This is a genomic window from Lacrimispora brassicae (assembly GCF_054772055.1).
The window spans coordinates 170,248-194,428 of record NZ_BRYH01000020.1; the positions used below are offsets into that span (position 1 = coordinate 170,248).

The window sequence follows — 24,181 nt, forward strand, 5'->3', positions numbered from 1 at the left end:
ATTATCCCCTCTCCTTTTCTGCCCTGTTCTTATGGAAATACCGCTTCCTGAAATCGATCAGTTTAGGGCTCCAGTTAAATATCATCATAACGATCAGGATAATGGCATAAATCAGCATCCGGTAGGTATTTAAGCCTCTTAAAAGCTCCGGAAGCAGGGTTAAGAGGACCGCAGCGATCATGGAGCCGCGGATATTTCCGATACCTCCAAGAACTACAAATACAAGAATCATGATGGACTGGTTATAACCAAAGTTCTTCTGTGTCGCAGTGAGGGCAGAAAGGTTATGGGAATACAGGACACCGGCCACACCAGCCAGGGAGGCGGAAATGGTGAAAGCCATTAATTTGTATTTTGTGATATTAATGCCAATGGATTCTGCCGCAATGCGGTTGTCACGGACAGACATGATGGCCCGTCCGGATCTGGAATGGATCAGATTTAAAACGATCACAAGAGTGATCAGAATAAGGATCACGCCAATGGCAAAGGTGGAATTCTTAGGCGTTCCGGTAATCCCCTGGGCGCCGTTTAAGATCACTTTTCCATCTTCTGCCATATTAAGAGCCATTGCATTTTTCATGGAAAAGTGAAGCCCTTGGGCATCCTTTCCAATGTAGATCACATTTACCACGTTTTTTATGATTTCTCCAAATGCCAGAGTTACAATGGCCAAATAATCTCCCCGAAGCCTTAAAACCGGAATTCCAACCACAATGCCTGCCAGTGCAGCCGCCGCCGCTCCGATCAAAATAGCGAAAAAGAAACGGATTCCCGTGTTTGGAATGGTTTCCAGCATTGCAATGGAAAACAGGGAACTGGAAAATGCTCCCACACACATGAAGCCTGCATGTCCCAGGCTCAGTTCCCCAAGGATGCCTACGGTTAAGTTTAAAGATATTGCCATAATGGTATATATGCAGATGGGCACCAAAAGGCCTTTCATCAGACTGCTTACCTGGCCTGCGTTTACCAGAAGCTGTACGATGAAAAATGCGGCAATTACAATGCCATAAGTTATCATATTATTTCTTAAGTTCTTATTCAGACGGAATTTCATCTTCATACTTTTTTCCATATCGTCCACCTATACTTTCTCGTTGATCTTCTTACCCAAAATTCCAGTGGGCTTTACAAGAAGAACAACAATCAGAACTGCAAATACGATGGCATCGGAAAGCTGGGAGGAAATATAAGCCTTGCTTAAGTTTTCAATGACACCCAGTAAAAGTCCACCGATAAACGCACCCGGAATGGATCCGATCCCGCCAAATACGGCTGCTACGAATGCTTTAATGCCTGGCATGGAGCCGGTATAGGGGGTAAGCGTGGGATAGGCGGAGCAAAGAAGCGCACCTGCAACAGCCGCCAGAGCAGAGCCAATGGCAAACGTAAGGGCAATGGTTCCATCCACATTGATTCCCATGAGCTGGGCGGCTCCCTTATCTTCTGATACAGCAAGCATGGCCTGTCCTGCTCTCGTCTTTTTAATGAACGCAGTCAGACCGATCATGATGACGACGCAACTGATGATGGTAACAATGGTCTCACCGGAAATGGTAAGTTTTCCTCCTGAAAGCTTGAGAGCCGGAACTGTTACAACAGAAGTAAAGGATTTCGGATTGGAGCCAAAAACGAGCAGTGCGATGTTTTGAAGCAGGTAGCTCACACCGATTGCCGTGATCAGAACTGCAAGAGGACTTGCCATACGAAGAGGACGGTAAGCAACGCCCTCAATGACAACGCCAAGTACAGTGCATAAGATCACTGCAAGGAGTATGCCGGCAACCGGGCCAAGGCCCATTGTGCTGACGACTGTGAACACCATGTATCCTCCGATCATAATTACATCGCCATGAGCAAAGTTAAGCATCTTGGCAATGCCATATACCATGGTATACCCCAAGGCAATAATTGCATAAACACTGCCCAGGCTTAGACCATTAATAAAATAGGATATGAAACTCATCATACCATCGCACCTCATTCGTTGTTTATTTTAAAAGAAGAGGGTCGTCCTCTGGACGACCCTCCGTTGGGTCATTTAGCGAATTAAGGAAGTTCGATTCGCTTTGCTCACCGAACGGCTGATTTACTAAATTCAGGCTGCACTTTCCTTGCCTTCATTAAGCAAATCATGCCTCAGTAATTACATTGCGGTGTAAACACCGTTTACGATTTTAACTGCCTTAGGAGCCTTATCCGGTTCTCCATCCTTGGACCACTTCATGTTCTCGCCTGTTAAGCCGTTCATGGAAATTTCTGTCATAGATGTCTTTAAAGCGTCACAGATTGCGGAAGCATCCATGTCTGCTGTGATCCCGGACTTTTCAGCGGCAGCTTTGATGGCGTAAACCGCATCATAACCATCGGCAGCAAACTGGTTCGGTATCTCACCGTATTTCTCTTTGAATGTTGCAACAAACTTCTGTGTCAGTTCATCCTTTGCATCAGCGGCAAACGGTGTCAGAAGCATTACATTTTCAGCTAGTGCAGTATCAAAGTTTTCTACGGTCAAAAGTCCGTCAAGTCCGTCGCAGCCAAAGAACTGGGGCGCATATCCCATCTGCTTTGCCTGAGCAAGGATCAGGGCAGCCTGGGAATAGTAAATCGGAAGGAATACAAGCTCAGCGCCTGAATCCTGAGCTTTCTGAAGCTGTACGGAGAAGTTGGTATTGTTGTCTGCGGTAAATGCCTCATCAGACACAATTTCAATTCCCTGGTTAGCTGATTCAGAAAGGAATTTATCATGGATACCGGATGAATAAACATCGGAGCTGTCATAAATAACGGCAACCTTAGTAGCCAGCTTGTTCTCGCCGATGTACTGTGCGGAAGCTGCTCCCTGATTTGGATCAGAGAAACATACACGGAACTGGTTGTCGAATTTTGCGCAGTCCACTGCAGAACCGGAAGGAGTGAGCTGGAACATGTTGTCGTTACTGGATTCCGCACCTACTGCAATACAAGGAGCGGATGTAACGGTACCGACTAACATCTGCATACCCCAGTCCTTTAAGGTATTGTAAGCATTGACTGCCTTTTCTGTATCGTGTTCATCATCCTGGAAGTTGTACTCGATCTGGGCACCGTTGATTCCGCCGCCTGCGTTGATCTCGTTAATGGCCAGCTCTGCACCGCGCATAACAGCCTGTCCATAGATGGCTGCACCTCCGGTAATCGGTCCGATACCTCCGATTTTAAAGGAGCTTTCTCCAGAAGCCTTTGCTGCTTCCGTAGTCTCCCCTGATGCCGCTTTTGACTCTGCGGCAGTGGTGGTTTCTGAAGTTTTGCTGCCCCCGCATGCAGTTAAAGACGCTGCCAAAGCGACTGCCATGCCAAGACTCAGTAACTTCTTCATAGATTTTTTCATAATCCATTCCTCCTCATACAACGTTTATATATATACAGTTCCTGTGGCATGATTTACTTGATAAAGGCAGACAGTTCACAGCCGTAATCCGGTAAATCACCGGTTCGATTTCCAAGAAGCAAATCGAACTTCGTCGACGTATACATAGTCTTTATAATAAAATGGCTTTTAAAAAATGTCAACTGCTTTTAATTCAATTATGAAAAAATCAACTGGTTTCCTGATTATTTGTCCCAGGGAAGATCAGAGCTTTCAATGGTCTTATCCCTTAACATTAAATCCTTAACAGCCTCGGATGCCGGTTTGCCATCAAAGAGGACCGCATTTACCTGTTCCACGATGGGCATTGAAATTCCATATTTTACCGACAGGGCCAGGGCGGCTTTTGCGGAATAAATGCCTTCTACCACCATCTTCACTTCCTTTGTAGCCTCTTCCATGGTCTTTCCCTGGCCCATGAGGATTCCTGCCCTCCGGTTCCGGCTGTGCATACTTGCGCAGGTCACAATCAGATCCCCGGTTCCTGACAGGCCGCAAAAGGTCTGGAATTTGCCGCCCATAGCTGTTCCCAGCCTGGATATCTCGGCAATACCTCTTGTGATCAGGGCAGCTTTTGTATTGTCTCCATATCCCAATCCATCGGCAATTCCTGCGGCAAGGGCGATGACATTTTTTAAGGAGGCTCCAAGCTCAATTCCCTGGATATCAGGACTTGTGTAAACCCGGAAAACCTCGCTCATAAAAATTCCCTGGATGTATTCTGCTGTCTTTCTGGTGCGGGCACCTGCAACGCAGGTAGTTGGAAGACTTTTGCTCACCTCTTCCGCATGGCTGGGTCCGGAAAGGACTGCCACATCTGCCATTGGAAGCTCTTCTTCCAATATTTCCGACAGGGTCATAAGGGTGGACTCTTCGATTCCTTTTGCAACATTGACCACTACCTGGCCGTATCTGCAGAATGGGCTCATCTTTTTTGCCGTGGGGCGGACGTATACAGAAGGAACGGCAGTTACCAGAAGATCACGTCCTGTCATGGCTTCTTCCAGGTCTTCCGTAAAAATCATGTCCTCGGTCAGCTCCAGATCCGGAAGGGTATGGTGCCTGTGGGTCGATTTCATCTCTGAAATTTCCTCAGGAATAGCCGACCAGACAGCCACCTCATGCCCATTATTATATAGAAGAGCTGCAAGAGCAATTCCCCAGCTCCCAGATCCGATCACTCCGATTTTTGCCATTTTCTTCACCTCATTTTATTTTTTTCCTGATCCTAAGGAAATTTTATTCTCTCTGCCGCGGACAAGACGTCCGATATTGGCCCGGTGGCGCCAAAATGCCTGACCGCTTATCAGTGCTGCCACTATGTAGAATTCGGGCAATAATCCTGGATCAATGCCATATGCTCCTATTCTACCAAAGAAGATCAGCCATACTAATAAAATCGTTGCAACCACCAGAGATCCCAGTGAAACATATCTTGTAACGGCAACGATCAAAACAAATGCCGCCAGACATAAAAGAGTCATCCTTAAGTCAGCAGCTACGATCAGTCCGGCAGTGGCCGCAATGCCCTTTCCACCTTTGAAATTAAGATAGAAAGGGTAATTGTGGCCTAAAATAACGCCAAAACCTGTATACAATATCAAGAGATAAATCATCTCCGGCTGGGACCGGAACAGAACCCGGATCATCAGACAGGGAAGCAATGCTTTTAAAAAGTCACCAAAAAAGACGATTGCTCCAGCCTTTGCGCCCATGACCCTTAAAGCGTTAGTGGTGCCGGAATTTCCGCTTCCGTGATTTCGGATATCGATTTTATGAGCCTTTCCGTAAAAATAGCCGGACTGCAGGAGCCCGAATAAATAACCGGCAATAAGACAGATGATTCGTTCCATACTACTGTTCCTTTCCGCTTCTTTCTCTGTATATAAACTTAAGGGATGTTCCCTTGAAACCGAATGCTTCCCTGATCTTATTCTCCAGGTACCTGGTATAGGAAAAGTGGGTAAGTTCCTTGTCATTTACAAAGATTACAAAAGTCGGAGGCTTTACGGCCACCTGAGTGATATAATAAAGCCTTAACCGCTTGCCCTTGTCAGACGGGGGCTGCTGAAGGGCAACGGCTTCCGTCATGATTTCGTTTAAAACTCCCGTAGCTACCCGAAGGGTCTGGTTCTCCCTGACCATATCGATCACCTCGAACAGCTTATTCATCCTCTGTCCCGTTTTTGCGGAAATAAATACAAATTCTGCATAAGCCATGAAAGACAGAGTGTTTTTGATCTTGTTAGTATATTCATAAATGGTTTTGTCATTCTTTTCGATGGCATCCCATTTGTTGACCGCAACAAGGATGCCCTTTCCACGATCATGGGCAATACCTGCGATCTTCGCATCCTGCTCGGTCACGCCTTCCTCAGCGTCAATGACCACCACCACCACGTCAGCCCGTTCAACGGCCGTTACGGTGCGGATGATGCTGTAGCGTTCCAGTTCCTCTTTGATCTTGCTTTTCCTTCTGAGACCTGCCGTATCAATGAACACATATTCGGTATCGTTGTGAATGATCTCTGTATCCACTGCGTCTCTGGTAGTACCTGCAATATCTGAAACAATGACCCGGTTTTCTCCCAAAAGCTGATTTATAATAGAAGATTTGCCCACGTTGGGCTTTCCCACAATGGCAATTCTCGGTCTGTCATCCTCTTCCTCTTCTGTTTCAGAAGCGCCAAAATGCTTTGCCACCTCATCAAGAAGATCTCCAAGACCCAGCCTGGAAGCAGCCGATACCGGAACGGGATCGCCGATTCCCAGGTTATAGAACTCATACACGTCATTTCCAAACTTTTGGAAGCTGTCCACTTTATTGACCGCAAGGATGACGGGCTTTTTGGATTTCCGAAGTATGTCCGCCACCTTGGAATCCGCATCCACCAGCCCCTGGCGGACATCTACGATAAAGATGATGACATCTGCGGTGGCTATGGCGATCTCCGCCTGCTCCCGCATCTGGGACAGGATGATGTCACTGCTGTCCGGCTCAATGCCTCCTGTATCGATCAGTGTAAAATTCATATTCAGCCAGGTACAGTCTGCATAGATCCTGTCCCTGGTGACGCCCGGCGTATCCTTTACAATGGAAATGGTATCACCGGCTAAAACATTAAATAACGTAGACTTTCCCACATTGGGGCGGCCTACGATGGCAACCACTGGTTTACTCATATAATATTTCCTTTCTCCTTTTCGCCCATGTTTTCTGGGCATAAAGGTATACCCGCAGGGTGTTTCTCCTTCTTGCCCATGTTTTCTGGGCATAAAGGTATACCTGCAGGGTGTTTCTCCTTCTCGCCCATGTTTTCCGGGTGTAAAGGTATACCCGCAAGGGTGTTTAACTCATATCCTTCATAAGAAGCTTCATTCTTTTTTACCGGCCCAAGAACCGCCTGTACAAAATCCTGACCGCTTGATTTTACAATATCTACCTGTACTTGTAAAGCATTTTGTACATCCTGCCGGGTCATGTCGTCAAGAAACACCTCTTCTCCGCTTCGGAACATACACTCCGGAAGCAATAACCGTTTGCCCAGAGCCTGTCCTTTTAACTGTCCCATCAGATCCTGTCCGGTGATCAAGCCGGCCACTGTGATCTGTTCACCGAAAAAGACATTGGTAATAGGGTAAATGTGAATGACCCGCCCTGGAAACTTTTCCCGGACCAGTTTTGCATGTTTTTCAATATAAGGGGCGGCAAGCCTGCCTGTCGCTATTGAGATCTCTTCGGACTTGCTGTCTCCTTCCATGGGTTCCAGGGCAACCTTTATTTCCCCTTCCAAAAGACGAAGCATGCCCACGCCGTTTTCCAACTGAATATATCCGTCGTAACGGTCCTCTTCCGGAAAGGGCTTTCCGGCCAGAATATAAAGTTCATCGCTGGCGTGAATGAAATGGTTTCCATGTGTCTTATACAGCTTTTTCTGCCAACGTTCTATGATTTCCAAGATCTCCTTTGCATCCTCTCCCGTAAAGGGCTGTAAGGGATACAGGCCATCCCGGTATTTTGACATTCCCACAGGGACTGCAGATACGCTTTCCATGTACGGAAGGAATTTCGATAAATCCTCTATGGTCCTTTCCAGTTCCTTTCCGTCATTGACGCCCTTGCACAGCACGATCTGTCCGTTCATGGGGATTTCTGCTTCATACAGCCTTTGGATCTTATCCAGAGCCTGGCCTGCAAACCGGTTGTGAAGCATTTCACACCTTAAAGAAGGATTGGTGGTATGGACGGAAATATTAATGGGGGCCAGCTTAAACTTAATGATACGGTCAATGTCATGATCGCTCATATTGGTCAGAGTCACGTAATTTCCCTGTAAAAAAGAAAGCCTGGAATCGTCATCCTTAAAATACAGGGTCTCCCTCATTCCAGGGGGCATCTGGTCAATAAAACAGAAGATGCATTTGTTCCGGCAGGATCTGTATTCACTCATCAGTCCATTTTCAAAAGTGATCCCCAGATCCTCGTATTGGTTTTCTATTTCCAGTTCCCATTCTTCCCCATCTTTCTTTTTCACAACCATGAGGATTGACTCGCTGTTAATATAATATTCATAATCAAAAATGTCTTCCAGTTCATGACCATCTATAGACAGGACCGCATCCCCAGGCTCCACTTCCAATTGATCTGCAATGGAATCCGGATCGACTGCTTTAATAATATGTCCTCTTTTGCTCATCTTAATTTTACCTTTCCATTTACCTGCCAATGCTTTTGGGGCAGTGCCCCCCGCTTTATCGGGTGTAAAGGCATATCCGCAGGGTGTTTCTGTAGCTATCCCATATATCATAGCAAGATTGTTACTCTTTGTAAAGGAAGCCTTTTTTGTTTTTTTCCTGAAAATGCGGCTAAGGCTATTGACGCATTATGTCAATCAATGGTATAAAAGGGTGTAAGATTTAAAAGGCAGGCAGTCTTACGGCTGGCTGTTCATTTATTATGGAGGAATCTTTGTCATGGCAAATGATTATGTATTCAACGACCAACTACCTGTTGCCCCCTTAAAGATCGCAGCGCTGGAAAGCTGCCGGGAACTGGCCGGGAAAGTAAACGACCACATCGTAGGCTTCCGAAGAAATGATATCCAGGAGCTTATACGCCGGAAAGCCGATCTTCACTACCGCGGGTATGATGTGGAGTCTTATCTTCTTAAATGCGAATGCCCGCGTTTTGGAAGCGGAGAAGCAAAAGGCATTATCAGGGAATCTGTCCGGGGAACGGACGTCTTTATAATGGCGGACGTCACCAATCACAGCATAACCTATTCGGTCAATGGTTATACCAACCATATGTCTCCTGACGCTCATTTTCAGGATTTAAAAAGGATCATAGGCGCATGCAGCGCAACGGCCCACAGGGTGAATGTCATTATGCCGTTTTTATACGAAAGCCGCCAGCACAAGAGAACGAAAAGGGAGTCTCTGGACTGTGCCATGGCTTTGGAAGAGCTGGTACATATGGGAGTCAGCAACATCATTACCTTTGATGCCCATGATCCCCGTGTTCAGAATGCTATTCCCTTAAGCGGATTTGACAATTTCATGGCCACCTACCAGTTTGTCAAGGCAGTATTAAAGAAGTATCCGGATTTAAGGATTGATAAAGAGAATTTAATGGTTATCAGTCCGGATGAAGGCGCCATGGACCGCGCTGTGTATCTGGCAAACAACTTATGTGTGGATATGGGTATGTTCTATAAAAGGCGGGATTACTCCAAAGTGATAGGGGGACGAAACCCCATCGTTGCCCACGAATTCTTAGGTTCCTCCGTTGAGGGCAAAACCGTGCTCATCGTAGACGATATGATCTCCTCCGGAGAGAGCATGCTGGATACTGCAAAGGAATTAAAGGAACGCAAAGCGGATAAGGTGATCGTTTGCTGTACCTTCGGCCTGTTCACCAACGGACTGGCTAAATTTGACGAATTTTACAACCGGGGCTATATCGACTGTATCGTCACAACCAATTTAAACTACCGCCCTAAGGAATTGCTGGAAAGAGAATGGTATGTGGAGGCGGACATCAGTAAATATATTGGGGCGATTGTGAATTCCTTAAATCATGACGTGCCCATAAGCAAAGCCCTTTCTTCCACAGAAAAGATACAGAATTTATTGAAGAAATACCGGCTATAGCCATAAGCGGTGACAACAGTCTGAACAAAAGATAATATTTATATCATAAAAAGACGCCTTGAACATGGTTTTTACAAACCGGTCAAGGTGTCTTTTCAAATGGAACGCAGCCTCACTGCAGGCCATGATCAAAGGATCCTTTCTTCCCTGATTCCCAGAAACGCAGCCAGATTCCCTCTCTCATTCCCGGTCCGGCGATGAGAAAACAAATAATCAGAATTGCAATGGGTACAGATATCCGTTACCTGGATATTTTCCTGCTTCACCCCTGTTGCCAGCAGCACGATTTCATTGGCCCGCCAAAGATCCAGCAAATACTTTCCATCGTCCTTTTCCGTTAATATCTCGCCCCAATGCTTTTCATCAAACCCTTTCATAAACTCCAGGGCGACCTCGCTACCAACCTCATAGCACTCCTTACAAATGCTGGGACCAATACAGGCGATCACATCTTCCGCCCTTGTTCCAAAGGCTTCCCTCATTTTTCTTAAGGTAACCTCTCCCATGCGTTTTACAGTCCCTCTCCAGCCGGAATGGCTGAGTCCAACAGCCAGATGGACGGGATCCAGAAAATAAAGGGGGACGCAATCCGCATAAAAAGTGACCAGAGTAATTCCGGGAACATTGGTGATCAATCCATCCACGTCTTCATAATCCCGTTCCTTTGTGATCCCTTTCCCTGCGTCCTCCTCCGTCACCAGCCGGACGTTGGTGGTATGGGTCTGATAGGACAAAACCATCCGTTCCACATCAACTCCCAGGGCCTTTCCCATCCTGCTGTAATTTTCCAGGACATGGGACCGGTTATCTCCCCGGGTAAATGTGAAATTCATAGCAGCAAATTTTCCCTGACTGACGCCTCCCAGCTTCGTGGAAAATCCCTGATTCACCAGCCCGGTTTTTTCTAAAATCGGAAAAGACAAATAAGGTACCTTTTCCACTGTCTTATAATCCATTTCCTGTTCCTGAACGTTTCGTTTCCACATATCTTTCATCACACCTTTGTTTAAAATGCGTCTTTAATCAGCCGGATTTCCTGTCCCAGAATTGCCACCACATCAAACCGGCAGGGAATGCCATCCCCCAGACGGCGCCGGTACAGATACCCTTTTGCAGCATTCCTGATTTTTCTCTGCTTCAAAAAATGAACCGCTTCCGCCGGATCTCCTTTTTCCAGATTCCGCCGGTATTTTACCTCTACAAAGACAAGTTCTCTCCCATCCTTTGCGATGATATCAATTTCGCCCATTGGATCCCGGTAATTCCGTTCCAATATCACATACCCGTTATTTTCCAAATATGCGGCCGCTGCGTCCTCAAATTCCCTTCCCACTTCCCGACGATTTTTCAAAGACATCCTCCCATTCCCCGGCAGTACCCCAACATCCTATGTAAGTTTCTGAAAGGCCGGGGTTTCATTGTCCCTTAATCCACAAAGCTCTTAATAAAACTTCGCCTGTGAATGGGACAGGGACCAAATTCCTTTAATGCCTTAATATGGGCAGCCGTCCCATATCCTTTATGCTTTGCAAAACCATATTCCGGAAACAATTTGTCATACTCCTTCATCATATGATCTCTGGTCACCTTTGCCATAATGCTTGCAGCGGCAATTGACACACTTTTCCCATCTCCCTTAACAATAGGAACCTGGGAAGCCTCAATGCCCGGAATGGTGACTGCGTCATTTAAAAAGACTTCTGGCACCGCTTCCAATTTGCCGACGGCCTGTCTCATGGCTTCATAGGTTGCCTGCAGGATATTTATTTCATCGATCTTGTCTGCCCCAACCACGCCTACTGCAAAAGCGGAGGCCTTTTCCATAATCTCTTCAAACAGGGCTTCCCGCCGTTTTTCAGACAGCTTTTTCGAGTCATTTAAAAAGAGGATCTCACAGTCTCTCGGGAGGATGACCGCACCTGCTACCACCGGCCCTGCAAGTGGTCCCCGTCCCGCCTCGTCAATGCCGCAAACCAGTACATGGTCCTCATATTGGCGTTCAAACTCTTTCATCTTCTCCAGGCGTTCCAGCTCTTCCTGGAGCTTATCTGGCCTTAATTTTCTCATGTTTGCCTCCTGATGGATGCGCAGGTATGCCTGCATATCCAGTTGGTTCTCACAATTACTATTGAAAAACAGGGCTTTGCTCTTTTCCAAAAAAGCAAAACCCCATCATTTACTTCTGGCTATTGCACAGGAAATTCCAGAGTTATGCGCCCCAGCTTCCCGTTTCTAAAATCATCGATAAAAAGGTTGGAGGCCTTCATCAGATCCAGTTCTCCACCTCTTGCAAGACAAGCTCTGGTCCGTGCCACCTGCTTTAATGCCTCCAGCTCATCTTTTGTTTCCAATCCATACCGTTCAGAAAGAACCTGGGGATATTTTTTTGTCAGGAAACGGATGAGCTCCATAGCAAGGTCATCCTTATTCAATATCTGGTCATTGACCGACCCGATAAGGGCAAGGCGGATTCCTACCTGCTGGTCCTCAAATCTCGGCCAGAGAATGCCGGGAGTGTCAAGAAGTTCCAGGCTCTTATTCAGCCTGATCCATTGATTCCCTTTTGTTACGCCTGGCCTGTTTCCTGTTTTTGCACATGCTTTTCCTGCAAAGGAGTTGATAAAGGTGGACTTTCCCACGTTGGGAATCCCAACCACCATAGCACGAACCGGACGGTTTAAAATCCCTCTTCTCCGGTCACGTTCGATTTTCTCCTTACACGCCTCCTGGACTACGCCGTTGATCTGCTTAAGGCCTGCCCCGCTTTTGGAATTCACCTTAACAACGTGACAGCCCTGAGCCGTAAAATAAGACTCCCAGGCGCTGTTATAGCGTTCATCTGCAAGATCCGATTTATTAAGCAGAACAATACGTGCCTTTCCGGCCCCTAATTCATCAATATCAGGGTTCCGGCTGCTTAAAGGGATTCTCGCATCCACCAGCTCTATTATCAAATCAATTAATTTGATGTCTTCTTTCATAGCCCTTTTGGCTTTGGTCATATGACCTGGATACCATTGTATATTCATAAGATTCCTTTACTTTGAACGAATTAGTTCCATTTTTACAAAAGGCAGCATCCGGAACCATACTTTTCCCTGGATCTGGTCTCTGCTTACATTTCCAATATTGGCGAAACGGCTGTCTTCACTGCTGTCTCTGTTGTCACCCAGGAGAAAATACTCATCATCTCCTAGCTTGACCGGCTTTTCCGCAAGTCCGGCCAGAGAGATCCTGCCGGTCCCGGTCGGTTCCTTCAGCTTTTCGCCGTCAATGTAGATTTCCTCATTTTTTATCTGCACGGTTTCCCCTGGCAGGCCGATGACCCGCTTTATGTTCATTTTCTGGTCTTCTCTTTGAAATACCACTACGTCAAACCGGTCCGGATAGCCAAAATCATAAGCCAGACGGTCCATTAAAACCACATCTTCTGAGGCCAGAAGGGGGAGCATGGAATGCCCCGCGATCACGATCTGTGTTCCATATGCATAGACCAGAAACCATGCAAATGCGATCACTACAACAATGTCAACGATCCAGTTGACTATATGCCGCAGCTTATTATTATCTTCACTGTGATAGAAATCCATGTATGAAACACCCCATCTATAATAAGGAAATTCGATTTAAGCGGCTGATTTACTAAATTCATGGCGCGTTCCTGCCTTTATGGAGTAAATCATGCCAACTATGCCAAGAAAGGGACAATTTGCATTGTCCCCCTCACCTGATCCGGAATTATTTAACTGATTCTTTAACCTTAGCAGCCTTACCGACTCTGTCTCTTAAGTAATACAGTTTGGCTCTTCTTACTTTACCTTTTCTAACAACTTCAATGTTGTCTACGGAAGGGGAATGTAATGGCCAGGTCTTCTCAACACCGATGCCGTTAGAATTCTTTCTTACGGTAAATGTCTCTCTGGCGCCGCCGTTCTGTCTTTTGATAACAGTTCCTTCAAAAATCTGGATTCTTTCGCGGGTTCCCTCTTTGATCTTGTTGTATACCTTAACGGTATCGCCAACGTGGAACTGCGGAACGGTCTGCTTTAACTGTGCTGCTTCAATATTCTTAATAATTTCGTTCATTGTGTGAACCTCCTTAATATTATTTGATGTTCTTAATACTTCGAATTGGAATCCGTAACAGAGGAACATCTCCTTTTCATCACAACGTTATATATTTTATCATAATGGGACTTAGAATGCAAGTCCTTTCTTTGCCTTTGCCCATACTCTTTGGGCATTTCGCTATGCCATTCATAATTTGCCAGATAGAATCTATTTCTGAAAGGTGTATGCCCCGGGTCATTCCCGGTTTTCCAGCTCTTTTTCCAGTTTTCCTAAATATTCCGCCTCTTTTTTTGTTAAGTTGGCATCGGCTAAAAGATCCGGTCTGCGTTCCAGGGTCCGTTTAATGGACTGCTCCCTTCGCCAGACATCGATATTTTTATGGTGCCCGGATAAAAGGATCTCAGGGACACGAAGCCCCCTGTACTCTTCCGGCCTGGTGTACTGGGGATATTCCAGAAGATTGTCGTGGAAGGATTCAAATTCAGCAGAGGCATCGTTGTTTAGAACGCCGGGAATCAGCCGGGAAATGCAGTCGATCATGACCATGGCCGGAAGTTCTCCTCCTGTAAGCACATAGTCACCCATGGACAGATAATCCGTGGCAACCAGCTCCAGAGCCCTCTCATCAATTCCTTCATAATGTCCGCACAAGAAAACAAGGTCTTCTTCCTTTGCCAGTTCCTCCGCCATCTTCTGATTAAAGACCCTTCCCTGAGGAGTCATATAGATGACCCGCGGCTTTCTTCCGATTTTCTCACACAGGGCATCATATGCCTCACAGATGGGCATTGGCTGCATGACCATTCCGGCTCCGCCGCCATATGGATAATCATCCACATGGCGGTGCTTGTCCGTGGAATATTCCCGGATATCAATGGCTTCAATGGATAACAGGCCCTTTTCTGCCGCTCTCCCGATGATGCTGGTGTTTAAGCCGTTTAGGACCATCTCAGGAAACAGGGTTAATATGTGATAATTCATTGTCTATTTCCACTCCTCTATCTTAATCCAGAAGCCCATCCATGATGTGAACCGTAACAAGACCTTCTGTCAGATCCACACTTCGCACGCATTCTTTGATTACCGGAAGCAGGACTTCTTTCCCTTCCGCTGTTTTCACTTCGTAAACGTCATTGGCCCCGGTCTTGATCACATCGGTCAGAGTTCCCAATTCCTCCCCATCCTCGGTGACTACCCGAAGCCCGATTAAGTCCACAATGAAATTTTCATTCGGCCCCAGCTCTACGGCCTGGTCCCTGGTTATGAGCAGATCTTTTCCCTTATATTTTTCAATCTCATCAATGGAATCATATCCTTTAAATTTAAGGATTGCCATTTTCTTAAAAAATTTTACTCCCTGGATTTCCAGCTCTATATGCTCCTGCCCGGTATCCAGGAGCACATTCTTTAAGTCTTTAAAACGGTTCACATCATCTGTGGTTGGATAAACTTTTACTTCTCCTTTCACCCCGTGGGTGGAAGAAATTACGCCAACTCTTAACAAATTTTCCATCTGTCTCTCCATATCATGCAAAAGAAACCGGATATGACTATCCGGCTCATTAAACGGCTGAATGCTAAAAGGACCGTCGTCCCGACAGGCCGGCGGTCTTTTCCGGTTACTGGATCTCTACAGTAACCTTTTTGTCTTCTTTGGAAGCTGCTGCTTTTACAACAGAGCGGATAGCTTTTGCGATCCTGCCCTGTTTGCCGATTACCTTACCCATGTCGGAAGGTGCTACCGTAAGTTCAAGGATGATCTCATCCTCTTTTACGGTTTCAGTAACAGCAACCTGATCCGGATCATCAACCAGTGCTTTTGCAATTACTTCTACTAATTCCTTCATATGCTTCACCTCTCACTACTGGATACCGGCGATCTTTAAAAGCTTGCTTACGACTTCGGTTGGCTGAGCACCTGCTGTTAACCACTTCTTAGCGTTCTCCTCATTAAACTTGATTACGCTTGGTTCTGTGGTAGGATCATAGTAACCAACTTCTTCGATGAATCTGCCATCTCTTGGAGATCTGGAATCTGCAACTACAATTCTATAGAAAGGAGCCTTTTTCTGACCCATTCTTTTTAATCTCATTTTTACTGCCATTTTGAAATTCACCTCCTTAAACCTTGTATTCTGAAACTAATTTATAGCGAATGCAGAAATCTGCCTTGCTAACATATAAAAGTAACTTAAAACGGCAATTTCAACTTGCCCAATAATCCGCCGTGGCGTTTTCCGCCGCCCATCATGCCGGGAAGCTGTTTCATCATCTTTTTCATCTGATCAAACTGCTTTACTATGCGGTTTACCTCGCTGATGTCCACGCCTGCACCTTTTGCAACACGCTGCTTTCTGGAAGCGTTTTTCATAAGTTCCGGATTCAGCCGTTCTTTGCTGGTCATGGAAAGAATAATGGCTTCCACCCGGTCCATGGCTCTTTCATCAAGATCCATGTCCTTCATCTGTCCCATGCCCGGCATCATGCCTAAAATACTTGCCATACCGCCCATTTTCTTTACCTGGCTCATCTGGTCAAGGAAATCGTTATAATCAAATTCTGCCTTGCGCAGCTTTTGGGAGAGTTCCTTTGCCTTCTCTTCGTCCACCTGCATTTCGGCTTTTTCAATAAGAGAAAGGATATCTCCCATACCGAGTATTCGGGAAGCCATACGGTCCGGATAAAACTGCTCCAGGTCTGAAAGCTTTTCCCCCATGCCTACATAAAGGACCGGCTTTCCGGTCACCGCACGGATGGAAAGAGCCGCACCGCCTCTGGTATCACCGTCAAGCTTTGTGATAATGACGCCGTCAATGCCGATCTTATCATCGAACATTCCTGCTACATTTACAGCATCCTGTCCTGTCATGGCATCTACTACCAGAATGGTCTGATGAACCTCAACGATCTCTTTAATTTCGATCAGCTCGTTCATCATATCCTCATCAATGTGAAGACGGCCTGCTGTATCCAGAATAATAACATTCTGGTCATTCTTTGCCGCATAAGCAATAGCGGCCTTTGCTATGTCTGCCGGTTTCTGGTTTTCTCCCATAGAGAATACGGGAACTCCCTGCTTTTCGCCGTTGATCTGCAACTGTTTAATGGCTGCCGGACGGTATACGTCACAGGCAACAAGAAGAGGCTTTCTCCCCTTTGCCTTAAGCTTTCCGGCAATCTTGGCAGTGGTGGTGGTCTTACCGGCACCCTGAAGGCCTGCCATCATAATGACGGTCATGTCGCTGGCAGGCTTTAACTGGACCTCAGTGGTCTCAGATCCCATCAGCTTTACCAGTTCTTCATTTACAATCTTTATTACCATCTGTCCGGGAGTCAGGCTGTTCTGGACATCCTGTCCAATGGCCCTCTCCTGAACAGCACTTATAAACTGTTTAACAACCTTAAAGTTTACGTCGGCTTCCAACAAAGCCATCTTCACTTCTTTAAGGGCTGCTTTTACATCGGCTTCGGACAAGCGTCCTTTGCCTCTTAAGCTTTTAAATACATTCTGTAATTTATCGGATAAGCTCTCAAAAGCCATCTAACGCCCTCCTAATGAACTTCCAGCTCAATGATTTCGCCCGATATCTCCTCGATGCGATGGATCAGATTCATATCATTCGTACCGGCAAATTCTTTGGTCAAACTCTGGATCTCTCTGGCCAGTTTCTTTGTCTGTTCAAATTTTTTCACCAGATGAAGCTTTTCTTCGTAATCTTCCAGAATCTTATTACACCGTTTAATGAGGTCATGAACCCCCTGACGGCTGATTCCCTGTTCTTCTGCAATCTCACTTAAAGAAAGGTCGTAAAAAACCACATCTTCGTAAATATGCCTTTGATGCTCCGTTAAAAGAGCGCCGTAGAAATCATATAGTAAGCCTTGTCTTGCAATCTTCTCCATATCATCACCTGGGATATCATACAATATTTTTTATGAGGTGTCAAGTGTTTTTTCTTTACACCCTGTTCTGTTTTAAATAATTATTTCATGGAAGAGGTTTTTCGAGAAATTTTCTCATGAAATAATAAAGCTTTCTGCTGTGAACGATATAGCTGCCATGCCCTTCTCCCGGAAGAATCCGAAGGCTGCTGCCCTTTATCTTTGATGCGAGATAGCGGGTATGGGATTCACGGATCATGTCTCCTTCTCCTGCTAAAATAAGGGCCGGAACGGAGATACTCTCCAGCTCCTTTTGGGTGATCTGGGGTTCTTTCAGGAGCATCTGCAGCTTGTGGTCATGACTTAAGGTTTCCATCAGGGTGAAAAGTTTAAACCAGTACCACTTTAAGCCCTGGGGATAAGCATTTGCACCGCAAAGCACCAGCTTTGAAAAAAGCTCCGGGTACCGGATGGCTGCAAGGATCCCAATGATCCCTCCGTCACTGAAGCCGCAGAAATACGGCTTTTCAAGCTTCAGCTTCCTGACGAATTCCGCCACATCCTCTGCCATTTCATCATAGCTCAGGGTTTTCACTCTGGTGCTTTTTCCATGATCCCTGGAATCCAGGGCATAAACCCTATAGTCTTTTTTTAAAAGCTCTGCTGTTTCATCAAAAATCCTGTGATCCTCCCCGTTCCCATGAACAAGGAGGATCGCCGGGCCGGAGCCTGACACCTCATAAAACAACGTGATTCCATTTACCTCAATATACATGGCTTCTCCTTATCTTACGGGAACGATCTCCAGCCAGTAGCCGTCGGGATCACTGATGAAATAAATTCCCATGGCAGGGTTTTCAAAACAGATAACTCCCATTTCCTTATGCTTTTTATACCAGCTTTCGTATTCATCCGTTTGAAAAGCCAGATGAAATTCACATTCCCCCAGGTTATAAGGCTCTTTTCGTTCGGCTAAATAGGTCAGTTCCAAAGTGAAATCACTTTTTCCATCACCTAAATATACCAGTTTAAAGGAACCATCCGCCGCCGTTTTTTCCCGCACAGGGGTAAGGCCAAGGGCATCCTTATAGAATTTCAAGCTCTTTTCCAGATCAAGCACATTAAAATTAAAATGGTTAAATGTAATCATGCCGCCGTCACTCCTTTTCTTTTTCGGACCAGGTACGTTTCCCTTTTTATCAGTTACGTACCTGCATATTTCATATCCATCATACCATACTTATGATCCCACTTGTCAACTGCAACCGGACATCTTCTGAAGGAAATGTCAAAAGGCCCTATTTTACCCGGTTCCAGACGTTTGCGGCCATCTCTTCTTATAAAGAAAGGCCCGGCCTTTCAGAAAGAGCCGGACCCTGTTAAAATCATTATTGTTTCGGCACAAGTGCTTTGGTGCCGCCCATATAGGGCTGTAAATTTTCTGGAATCCTCACGGTTCCGTCTGCCTGCAAGTTGTTTTCCAGGAAAGCAATCAGCATTCTTGGAGGAGCAACTACGGTGTTGTTTAAGGTGTGGGCAAAATACTTTCTTCCGTCTTCTCCAGCAACACGGATTTTCAGCCTTCTTGCCTGGGCATCGCCTAAATTAGAACAGCTTCCTACCTCAAAATACTTTTTCTGTCTTGGAGACCATGCCTCCACATCCACTGATTTCACCTTTAAATCCGCCAGATCTCCGGAACAGCATTCCAGAGTTCTTACGGGGATATCCAGAGAGCGGAACAGGTCAACGGTATTCTGCCATAATTTTTCATACCAATCCATACTATCTTCCGGTTTGCAGACAACGATCATTTCCTGCTTCTCAAACTGATGGATCCGGTACACTCCACGTTCTTCTAAGCCATGAGCCCCCTTCTCCTTACGGAAACAGGGAGAATAGCTGGTAAGAGTCTGGGGAAGCTTTCCTTCCGGAAGGATGGTGTCAATGAACTTTCCGATCATAGAATGCTCGCTGGTGCCGATCAGATATAAATCTTCTCCTTCGATCTTATACATCATAGCATCCATTTCAGCAAAGCTCATAACGCCGGTCACCACTTCGCTGCGGATCATGAAGGGAGGAATGCAGTAGGTAAATCCCCGTTGGATCATGAAATCCCTTGCGTAGGAAATTACGGAAGAATGAAGCCTTGCAATATCGCCCATCAGGTAGTAAAAACCATTGCCGGCTACCTTTCTGGCACTGTCAAGATCAATTCCGTCAAAGCTTTCCATAATGTCCGTATGATAGGGGATTTCAAACTCAGGCACAACCGGCTGGCCGTAACGCTCTACCTCAACATTCTCGCTGTCATCCTTTCCGATGGGGACGCTTGGATCAATGATATTCGGAATGGTCATCATGATCTTTTTGATTCTTTCTTCCAGATCATGTTCCTTTTCTTCCAACTGGGCCAAATGTTCGGAAGCATCGGTTACTTGTTTCTTCATACCCTCTGCTTCTTCCTTTTTTCCCTGTCCCATTAAGGCACCGATCTGTTTGGAAAGTTTGTTGCGCTCAGCCCTTAAGGTATCCCCTTCCTGCTTTGTCCTGCGGTTCTGCTCATCAAGTTCAATGACTTCGTCAACTAACAGCAGTTTGCTGTCCTGAAATTTATTTTTAATATTTTCCTTTACAATTTCAGGATTTTCTCTTACAAACTTTAAATCTAACATGGTATTCCTCCTGGTTTTTCCTCAATATTTTCTGCGAAAGTTGTCCCGCATATTGTCTGCCGTTGATTATACTACAAAAAAGGGGCAAAGAAAAGCCCCTTTCCCAAAATTCCCCTTTCCTTTTTCCGCTCACGCTCTTTGGGCATAGAGGTATACCCGAAGGGTGTTTCCTTTTCCGCCCATGCCCATTCTTAATTCCGTATGAGCAAAGAAAGGATTTCCTCAAAGCACACTCCATTCTTTATGGGAACATGAAGCTCATCGGATTTTAAAATGCAGGCCTTCACAAAACCGGCTGCTTTTTTCACCGCCTCCGTCAACGGGGTCCCTTTCACGGTTTCCGCTGCCAGAATGCTGGAAAACACATCTCCTGTTCCCGGCCGTTCACTTCCCACATGGAGGGAGCGCAAAAAACGAGGCTCCCGGCCCTTTTCTGCCACCAGGTTGGTCACATAGCCACCTTCCCTTATGCCTGTGATCACCACAGAATCCGGCCCCATATCCCATATCCCGGCGGCCATTTCAAGAAGCTCTGAGCGCTTCCATCTCTCTGTCCGGTATTTTCTTCCGGTGAGAATACAGGCTTCCGTCAGGTTCGGAGTCACAATATCTCCAAATCCCACCAGTTCCTTCATACGGCTGCACATCCTTTCCGTATAGGTCTGGTAAGCCTTACCGTGGTCCCCCATAATGGGATCCACTAAAACCTTTGTTTCCGGTGTACTAAAATCTCTGATCATGTCAATGACAATACCGATCTGTTCCTCGGAGCCTAAAAATCCGCTGTAGATCCCGTCAAAGGTGAGATCCAGTTTCTTCCACTGTTCCACATACAAAGGCATTTTCTCCGTATAATCATCAAAAAAGTAAGTGGGGAATCCAGTATGGTTGGACAGGATGGATGTGGGGATCGGACAGCACTGAACCTTTAAGGCCGAAAGAATAGGGAGGGCCACTGTCAAGGAACAGCGGCCATATCCCGACAGGTCATGAATGGCAGCGATTTTTTTTTGATGTTTTTCTGGTGTCATATAAGCTCCTAATAAATTTTTGTAAATAATCCGGATCTGACCAGGGCATTTCGAAGGGGCATGTAAATGATGACGGAAACAATGGAGGAGGTCACGGCATTGATGGAAGTAGATGCAATGTTCCATGCCAGAGCCAGTTCTGCCGCCGGTTTTCCCAGGATCAGAAGCTTGTAATAGTAACCCACAAGGGGATCAAAAATCACGTTAAACAAAAGACCTCCTGCCACGGCTGTGATGGTCCAGGTCAATATATGCTTTTTATCGGTGGACTCATTGATCCTGCCAATCTTATGGGCCAGGAATCCGGTAATAAGGCCGATGCACAGCTTTAAAATAAAGGTCTTTGGCGCATATACCACATAAACCGGATCAAAGAGATCTCCTATGGTCATGCCGATGGCACCGCCTAATCCGCCGTATAACCCGCCTACTAAAAGCGCGCCCAAAACGCAGACCGCATTTCCAAGATGAATGGATGTGGCATCTCCTCCCGGAAGGGTGATCTTGAATTGTAAAAATGTAAATACTACGTAGGACATGGCCGCAAAAAGTCCGGTCAGTGCAATCTTATAAATCCTGTTGTTTGTTCTGCTCATTGGTAATTCCTCCCATGGTGCTTTTGTTGTTCTTTATCTTAGCACGCAAGTGGAGTGATATAAATATCCAGTTTCTATATATTAAACCATACCAGTTTAATCATGGGATTCAATGCAGATCAGGATTCCTGACTTAAAGTCGATGGCACCTTCCGTACCGGTCAGTTCATTGCTGATACAAAGGCTGGTTCCCAGGTCAATATCCTTTTCATAAAGGGGATATTTGAATCCGGTCAATGTGATCTTCTTCACCTCTCCGCTCAATGGAAGGAAGGAAATGTATTTTCCCCATAATGCTTCAGCCTGAAACGTCTTTCCCTTGTCAATCACAGTGATCCAGTTTTTTTCGTCAACAATGGCGGCTTCCACGCCTTTTTTCAGGCAGGCATAAAGAAGATGGAGGTTGCCGAGAAAATGGTCCATCCTGCCTCCCGTGGCTCCCAGCAGGACCAGCCTGGTACAGCCAAGGCCTATGGCAGTATTCAGGGCCAGCTCCGTATCGGTCTCATCCTTTTCCGGTTTGTGGATTTCCCAGGTAATCTCTTCCCGGCTGCTTTTGTATTCTGCAAGGACATCTTCTGATACTGTGTCAAAATCTCCCACAATGGCATTGGGCCTTAAATGGAGCCTGGAAAGGGCTGTAAGGCCCCCATCCACTGCGATTACTTTATCAAACCTTCTGTTTTCTAAAAATCTGCCGGCAAACCCATAATCCATGGTGCCTCCGGTAACGATCAAGCCTGTAATTTCCTTATTCTTGTCCATGATTTCCGGACATAATGGTATGCCTGTAAGGCGCTCTTCTTTCACCCTTCATATTCCTCAAATATTTTCAAAAATGCCTTAGTGTTTGCTGCTGCGTTTCCTTTAAATACGGCTGAACCAGCTACAAATACGTTCGCTCCTGCCTCAATGAGTTCTCTTACATTCTCACAGGTCACGCCTCCGTCAACCTGAATATCTGTCTCCAGATGACTCTCACTGCAAATGCGCCTTAAGGCCCGCACCTTATCCAGCGTATATGGAATGAATTTCTGTCCCCCAAAGCCTGGATTTACTGTCATGATCAAAACCATGTCCAATTCCGGCAGAATTAAATCCAAAACAGATAAGGGAGTTGCCGGATTAAGGGCTACTCCTGCCTTTAATCCGGCCTCCTTGATCTGGTTAATGGTACGGTCCAAATGGATGCAGGCCTCTGCATGGACGCAGATAAGGTCAGCTCCCGCCTCTTTAATATCATTGATATATCTTCCAGGCTCTTCTACCATCATATGAACATCAAATACCCGGTCAGTGCAGTTGCGAAGACTTCCAATCACCGGCATCCCAAATGAAATGCTGGGTACAAACGCTCCATCCATCACATCCAGATGGATGTACTGGGCTCCTGCTTCCGCTACCTCCGCTACCTGCTGTCCAAGAATTTTAAAATCCGCCGCTAATATGGAAGGGGCAAGTTTAAGCATACTAATATCTCCTTTTCTCCTTTAGTTCCTGATATAAAAGCCGGTAGTTCTCATATCGGCTCCTGTTTATTTTTCCTTCTTCCACGGCATCCTTTACGCCGCAGGTCGTTTCCCCGATGTGAACACAGCCCAGAAACCGGCAGCCTTCTTCATAGGGGTCAAACTCCGGAAAATAGTCCTTCAGCCGGCCGTATTCTATGTCTTCCATGTACATGGAGCTAAATCCCGGCGTATCCATCAAGTACGTATCCTGTCCCATGCCAAAAAGCTCCGAATGTCTGGTGGTATGCTTTCCTCTCTGGATTTTTTCGCTGATATTTGCAGTTTCCATCTCAGCCTGTGGATAGAGAAGATTGGTTAAGGAGGACTTTCCCACTCCGGAAGGTCCTGCCAGAACCGTGGTTTTCCCGCGCAGCAGCTCCCTGACCTCCTCAATTCCCTGATCGTCATAGGTGCTGGTAAAATATACGGGATAGCCTGCCGCCTCATAGATTTCTCCAAGAGCCAGTTTTTTTTCACTGCCTGTCAAATCGGTTTTATTAAAACAGATTTTTACAGGAACCTCCTGCACCTCCATCATCACCAGAAAACGATCCAGCAGATTTAAGTTAGGTTCCGGATGGGTAATGGAAAACAGCACCAGAGCCTGATCCACATTGGCTACAGCCGGACGGACCAGGACATTTTTCCTTGGCAGGATGAGGTCGATGTTTCCTTTCTTTTCCAATCGGTCCAGAACAGAAAATTCCACATCATCCCCAACCAGAGGCTTCACGTTTTTATTACGGAAAATGCCCTTTGCCTTGCATTCATAGATGTTTTCGTCCGTGCCATGGACGTAGTAAAAGCCTGCAATTCCTTTCAAAATTTTTCCTGTCATATATTGTCC

At 46.0% G+C, this 24,181-nt stretch carries 28 protein-coding genes; 1 reads left to right on the forward strand and 27 read right to left on the reverse strand.

The window, feature by feature from the left end; translation table 11 throughout:
- Nucleotide 1: 1 nt before the first annotated feature.
- From ACYVD3_RS09970 to ACYVD3_RS10000, 7 genes are all read right to left on the reverse strand, one after another.
- On the reverse strand, nucleotides 2-1,078 hold the full coding sequence (locus ACYVD3_RS09970) for a branched-chain amino acid ABC transporter permease (RefSeq protein WP_460642351.1): 1,077 nt from the start codon (nucleotides 1,076-1,078) through the stop codon (nucleotides 2-4).
- Between the two features lie 9 nt (nucleotides 1,079-1,087).
- The gene (locus tag ACYVD3_RS09975) at nucleotides 1,088-1,969 is read right to left on the reverse strand and encodes a branched-chain amino acid ABC transporter permease (RefSeq protein WP_460642396.1); all 882 of its coding nucleotides are present in this window, start codon (nucleotides 1,967-1,969) and stop codon (nucleotides 1,088-1,090) included.
- Between the two features lie 180 nt (nucleotides 1,970-2,149).
- Nucleotides 2,150-3,373 (reverse strand): ABC transporter substrate-binding protein, encoded by a 1,224-nt coding sequence (locus ACYVD3_RS09980; protein WP_460642352.1) that lies wholly within the window; start codon nucleotides 3,371-3,373, stop codon nucleotides 2,150-2,152.
- A gap of 224 nt (nucleotides 3,374-3,597) precedes the next feature.
- Complete coding sequence (locus ACYVD3_RS09985) at nucleotides 3,598-4,608, reverse strand: NAD(P)H-dependent glycerol-3-phosphate dehydrogenase (RefSeq protein WP_460642353.1); 1,011 nt, start codon at nucleotides 4,606-4,608, stop codon at nucleotides 3,598-3,600.
- Between the two features lie 15 nt (nucleotides 4,609-4,623).
- Complete coding sequence (gene plsY / locus ACYVD3_RS09990) at nucleotides 4,624-5,265, reverse strand: glycerol-3-phosphate 1-O-acyltransferase PlsY (protein ID WP_460642354.1); 642 nt, start codon at nucleotides 5,263-5,265, stop codon at nucleotides 4,624-4,626.
- Between the two features lies 1 nt (nucleotide 5,266).
- Nucleotides 5,267-6,595 carry a ribosome biogenesis GTPase Der gene (gene der, locus ACYVD3_RS09995; RefSeq protein ID WP_460642355.1) on the reverse strand — a complete coding sequence of 443 codons (1,329 nt, stop codon included), beginning with the start codon at nucleotides 6,593-6,595 and terminating at the stop codon, nucleotides 5,267-5,269.
- Complete coding sequence (locus ACYVD3_RS10000; protein WP_460642356.1) at nucleotides 6,592-8,109, reverse strand: DUF512 domain-containing protein; 1,518 nt, start codon at nucleotides 8,107-8,109, stop codon at nucleotides 6,592-6,594. Before ACYVD3_RS10000 ends, der begins: the two co-directional genes overlap by 4 nt.
- Before the next feature lie 277 nt (nucleotides 8,110-8,386).
- Between ACYVD3_RS10000 and ACYVD3_RS10005 the strand changes: the two genes are divergently transcribed.
- Complete coding sequence (locus ACYVD3_RS10005) at nucleotides 8,387-9,565, forward strand: ribose-phosphate pyrophosphokinase (RefSeq protein ID WP_460642357.1); 1,179 nt, start codon at nucleotides 8,387-8,389, stop codon at nucleotides 9,563-9,565.
- Between the two features lie 128 nt (nucleotides 9,566-9,693).
- On the opposite strand, the gene pgeF is transcribed toward ACYVD3_RS10005, so the two are convergent.
- From pgeF to rsgA, 20 genes are all read right to left on the reverse strand, one after another.
- Nucleotides 9,694-10,551, reverse strand: coding sequence for a peptidoglycan editing factor PgeF (pgeF, locus tag ACYVD3_RS10010; protein ID WP_460642358.1), 858 nt, complete (start codon nucleotides 10,549-10,551; stop codon nucleotides 9,694-9,696).
- A gap of 20 nt (nucleotides 10,552-10,571) precedes the next feature.
- Nucleotides 10,572-10,922, reverse strand: a complete 351-nt coding sequence (locus tag ACYVD3_RS10015; RefSeq protein WP_460642359.1) for a YraN family protein — start codon at nucleotides 10,920-10,922, stop codon at nucleotides 10,572-10,574.
- 68 nt (nucleotides 10,923-10,990) lie between these two features.
- Nucleotides 10,991-11,674: a ribonuclease HII gene (locus ACYVD3_RS10020; RefSeq protein ID WP_460642397.1), complete on the reverse strand. Its 684-nt coding sequence runs from the start codon at nucleotides 11,672-11,674 to the stop codon at nucleotides 10,991-10,993.
- A gap of 77 nt (nucleotides 11,675-11,751) precedes the next feature.
- A complete protein-coding gene (ylqF, locus tag ACYVD3_RS10025) occupies nucleotides 11,752-12,594 on the reverse strand; it encodes a ribosome biogenesis GTPase YlqF (protein ID WP_460642360.1) in 843 nt (280 codons plus the stop codon).
- A gap of 9 nt (nucleotides 12,595-12,603) precedes the next feature.
- Nucleotides 12,604-13,155: a signal peptidase I gene (gene lepB, locus ACYVD3_RS10030; RefSeq protein WP_460642361.1), complete on the reverse strand. Its 552-nt coding sequence runs from the start codon at nucleotides 13,153-13,155 to the stop codon at nucleotides 12,604-12,606.
- Between the two features lie 148 nt (nucleotides 13,156-13,303).
- Entirely contained in the window at nucleotides 13,304-13,651 is a 348-nt protein-coding gene (gene rplS / locus ACYVD3_RS10035; RefSeq protein ID WP_460642362.1) for a 50S ribosomal protein L19, read from the reverse strand.
- Nucleotides 13,652-13,870: 219 nt separating this feature from the next.
- On the reverse strand, nucleotides 13,871-14,617 hold the full coding sequence (gene trmD / locus ACYVD3_RS10040; RefSeq protein ID WP_460642363.1) for a tRNA (guanosine(37)-N1)-methyltransferase TrmD: 747 nt from the start codon (nucleotides 14,615-14,617) through the stop codon (nucleotides 13,871-13,873).
- A gap of 22 nt (nucleotides 14,618-14,639) precedes the next feature.
- Nucleotides 14,640-15,149: a ribosome maturation factor RimM gene (gene rimM, locus ACYVD3_RS10045; protein WP_460642364.1), complete on the reverse strand. Its 510-nt coding sequence runs from the start codon at nucleotides 15,147-15,149 to the stop codon at nucleotides 14,640-14,642.
- Between the two features lie 106 nt (nucleotides 15,150-15,255).
- Nucleotides 15,256-15,483, reverse strand: a complete 228-nt coding sequence (locus ACYVD3_RS10050; RefSeq protein WP_460642365.1) for a KH domain-containing protein — start codon at nucleotides 15,481-15,483, stop codon at nucleotides 15,256-15,258.
- A gap of 15 nt (nucleotides 15,484-15,498) precedes the next feature.
- Nucleotides 15,499-15,741: a 30S ribosomal protein S16 gene (gene rpsP / locus ACYVD3_RS10055; RefSeq protein WP_013272775.1), complete on the reverse strand. Its 243-nt coding sequence runs from the start codon at nucleotides 15,739-15,741 to the stop codon at nucleotides 15,499-15,501.
- An 86-nt stretch (nucleotides 15,742-15,827) separates the two neighbouring features.
- A complete protein-coding gene (gene ffh / locus ACYVD3_RS10060) occupies nucleotides 15,828-17,177 on the reverse strand; it encodes a signal recognition particle protein (RefSeq protein ID WP_460642366.1) in 1,350 nt (449 codons plus the stop codon).
- An 11-nt stretch (nucleotides 17,178-17,188) separates the two neighbouring features.
- On the reverse strand, nucleotides 17,189-17,539 hold the full coding sequence (ylxM, locus tag ACYVD3_RS10065) for a YlxM family DNA-binding protein (RefSeq protein ID WP_460642367.1): 351 nt from the start codon (nucleotides 17,537-17,539) through the stop codon (nucleotides 17,189-17,191).
- An 85-nt stretch (nucleotides 17,540-17,624) separates the two neighbouring features.
- Complete coding sequence (locus tag ACYVD3_RS10070) at nucleotides 17,625-18,293, reverse strand: alpha/beta fold hydrolase (RefSeq protein ID WP_460642368.1); 669 nt, start codon at nucleotides 18,291-18,293, stop codon at nucleotides 17,625-17,627.
- Between the two features lie 9 nt (nucleotides 18,294-18,302).
- On the reverse strand, nucleotides 18,303-18,668 hold the full coding sequence (locus tag ACYVD3_RS10075; RefSeq protein ID WP_460642369.1) for a VOC family protein: 366 nt from the start codon (nucleotides 18,666-18,668) through the stop codon (nucleotides 18,303-18,305).
- Between the two features lie 238 nt (nucleotides 18,669-18,906).
- Nucleotides 18,907-20,196, reverse strand: a complete 1,290-nt coding sequence (gene serS, locus ACYVD3_RS10080) for a serine--tRNA ligase (RefSeq protein WP_460642370.1) — start codon at nucleotides 20,194-20,196, stop codon at nucleotides 18,907-18,909.
- A gap of 191 nt (nucleotides 20,197-20,387) precedes the next feature.
- Complete coding sequence (locus tag ACYVD3_RS10085; RefSeq protein WP_460642371.1) at nucleotides 20,388-21,227, reverse strand: pyridoxamine kinase; 840 nt, start codon at nucleotides 21,225-21,227, stop codon at nucleotides 20,388-20,390.
- 8 nt (nucleotides 21,228-21,235) lie between these two features.
- Nucleotides 21,236-21,823: an ECF transporter S component gene (locus ACYVD3_RS10090; protein ID WP_460642372.1), complete on the reverse strand. Its 588-nt coding sequence runs from the start codon at nucleotides 21,821-21,823 to the stop codon at nucleotides 21,236-21,238.
- A 96-nt stretch (nucleotides 21,824-21,919) separates the two neighbouring features.
- Nucleotides 21,920-22,588 (reverse strand): thiamine diphosphokinase, encoded by a 669-nt coding sequence (locus ACYVD3_RS10095; RefSeq protein WP_460642398.1) that lies wholly within the window; start codon nucleotides 22,586-22,588, stop codon nucleotides 21,920-21,922.
- 41 nt (nucleotides 22,589-22,629) lie between these two features.
- A complete protein-coding gene (gene rpe, locus ACYVD3_RS10100) occupies nucleotides 22,630-23,292 on the reverse strand; it encodes a ribulose-phosphate 3-epimerase (protein WP_460642373.1) in 663 nt (220 codons plus the stop codon).
- A gap of 1 nt (nucleotide 23,293) precedes the next feature.
- Nucleotides 23,294-24,172 carry a ribosome small subunit-dependent GTPase A gene (gene rsgA, locus ACYVD3_RS10105; RefSeq protein ID WP_460642374.1) on the reverse strand — a complete coding sequence of 293 codons (879 nt, stop codon included), beginning with the start codon at nucleotides 24,170-24,172 and terminating at the stop codon, nucleotides 23,294-23,296.
- Nucleotides 24,173-24,181: the final 9 nt, after the last annotated feature.

What these genes read in the sequence shown, in the direction of transcription:
- ylxM (WP_460642367.1), bottom strand. Translation starts at nt 17,539, where the DNA reads ATGGAGAAGATTGCAAGACAAGGCTTACTATATGATTTCTACGGCGCT.
- rpsP (WP_013272775.1), bottom strand. Translation starts at nt 15,741, where the DNA reads ATGGCAGTAAAAATGAGATTAAAAAGAATGGGTCAGAAAAAGGCTCCT.
- ylqF (WP_460642360.1), bottom strand. Translation starts at nt 12,594, where the DNA reads ATGAATATACAATGGTATCCAGGTCATATGACCAAAGCCAAAAGGGCT.
- der (WP_460642355.1), bottom strand. Translation starts at nt 6,595, where the DNA reads ATGAGTAAACCAGTGGTTGCCATCGTAGGCCGCCCCAATGTGGGAAAG.
- rplS (WP_460642362.1), bottom strand. Translation starts at nt 13,651, where the DNA reads ATGAACGAAATTATTAAGAATATTGAAGCAGCACAGTTAAAGCAGACC.
- ACYVD3_RS10050 (WP_460642365.1), bottom strand. Translation starts at nt 15,483, where the DNA reads ATGAAGGAATTAGTAGAAGTAATTGCAAAAGCACTGGTTGATGATCCG.
- ACYVD3_RS09985 (WP_460642353.1), bottom strand. Translation starts at nt 4,608, where the DNA reads ATGGCAAAAATCGGAGTGATCGGATCTGGGAGCTGGGGAATTGCTCTT.
- ACYVD3_RS10005 (WP_460642357.1), top strand. Translation starts at nt 8,387, where the DNA reads ATGGCAAATGATTATGTATTCAACGACCAACTACCTGTTGCCCCCTTA.
- plsY (WP_460642354.1), bottom strand. Translation starts at nt 5,265, where the DNA reads ATGGAACGAATCATCTGTCTTATTGCCGGTTATTTATTCGGGCTCCTG.
- ACYVD3_RS09980 (WP_460642352.1), bottom strand. Translation starts at nt 3,373, where the DNA reads ATGAAAAAATCTATGAAGAAGTTACTGAGTCTTGGCATGGCAGTCGCT.
- ACYVD3_RS10095 (WP_460642398.1), bottom strand. Translation starts at nt 22,588, where the DNA reads ATGGACAAGAATAAGGAAATTACAGGCTTGATCGTTACCGGAGGCACC.
- rimM (WP_460642364.1), bottom strand. Translation starts at nt 15,149, where the DNA reads ATGGAAAATTTGTTAAGAGTTGGCGTAATTTCTTCCACCCACGGGGTG.
- ACYVD3_RS10070 (WP_460642368.1), bottom strand. Translation starts at nt 18,293, where the DNA reads ATGTATATTGAGGTAAATGGAATCACGTTGTTTTATGAGGTGTCAGGC.
- ACYVD3_RS10090 (WP_460642372.1), bottom strand. Translation starts at nt 21,823, where the DNA reads ATGAGCAGAACAAACAACAGGATTTATAAGATTGCACTGACCGGACTT.
- ACYVD3_RS10015 (WP_460642359.1), bottom strand. Translation starts at nt 10,922, where the DNA reads ATGTCTTTGAAAAATCGTCGGGAAGTGGGAAGGGAATTTGAGGACGCA.
- rpe (WP_460642373.1), bottom strand. Translation starts at nt 23,292, where the DNA reads ATGCTTAAACTTGCCCCTTCCATATTAGCGGCGGATTTTAAAATTCTT.
- trmD (WP_460642363.1), bottom strand. Translation starts at nt 14,617, where the DNA reads ATGAATTATCACATATTAACCCTGTTTCCTGAGATGGTCCTAAACGGC.
- ACYVD3_RS10075 (WP_460642369.1), bottom strand. Translation starts at nt 18,668, where the DNA reads ATGATTACATTTAACCATTTTAATTTTAATGTGCTTGATCTGGAAAAG.
- rsgA (WP_460642374.1), bottom strand. Translation starts at nt 24,172, where the DNA reads ATGACAGGAAAAATTTTGAAAGGAATTGCAGGCTTTTACTACGTCCAT.
- serS (WP_460642370.1), bottom strand. Translation starts at nt 20,196, where the DNA reads ATGTTAGATTTAAAGTTTGTAAGAGAAAATCCTGAAATTGTAAAGGAA.
- ACYVD3_RS09970 (WP_460642351.1), bottom strand. Translation starts at nt 1,078, where the DNA reads ATGGAAAAAAGTATGAAGATGAAATTCCGTCTGAATAAGAACTTAAGA.
- pgeF (WP_460642358.1), bottom strand. Translation starts at nt 10,551, where the DNA reads ATGTGGAAACGAAACGTTCAGGAACAGGAAATGGATTATAAGACAGTG.
- ACYVD3_RS09975 (WP_460642396.1), bottom strand. Translation starts at nt 1,969, where the DNA reads ATGAGTTTCATATCCTATTTTATTAATGGTCTAAGCCTGGGCAGTGTT.
- lepB (WP_460642361.1), bottom strand. Translation starts at nt 13,155, where the DNA reads ATGGATTTCTATCACAGTGAAGATAATAATAAGCTGCGGCATATAGTC.
- ACYVD3_RS10085 (WP_460642371.1), bottom strand. Translation starts at nt 21,227, where the DNA reads ATGACACCAGAAAAACATCAAAAAAAAATCGCTGCCATTCATGACCTG.
- ACYVD3_RS10000 (WP_460642356.1), bottom strand. Translation starts at nt 8,109, where the DNA reads ATGAGCAAAAGAGGACATATTATTAAAGCAGTCGATCCGGATTCCATT.
- ffh (WP_460642366.1), bottom strand. Translation starts at nt 17,177, where the DNA reads ATGGCTTTTGAGAGCTTATCCGATAAATTACAGAATGTATTTAAAAGC.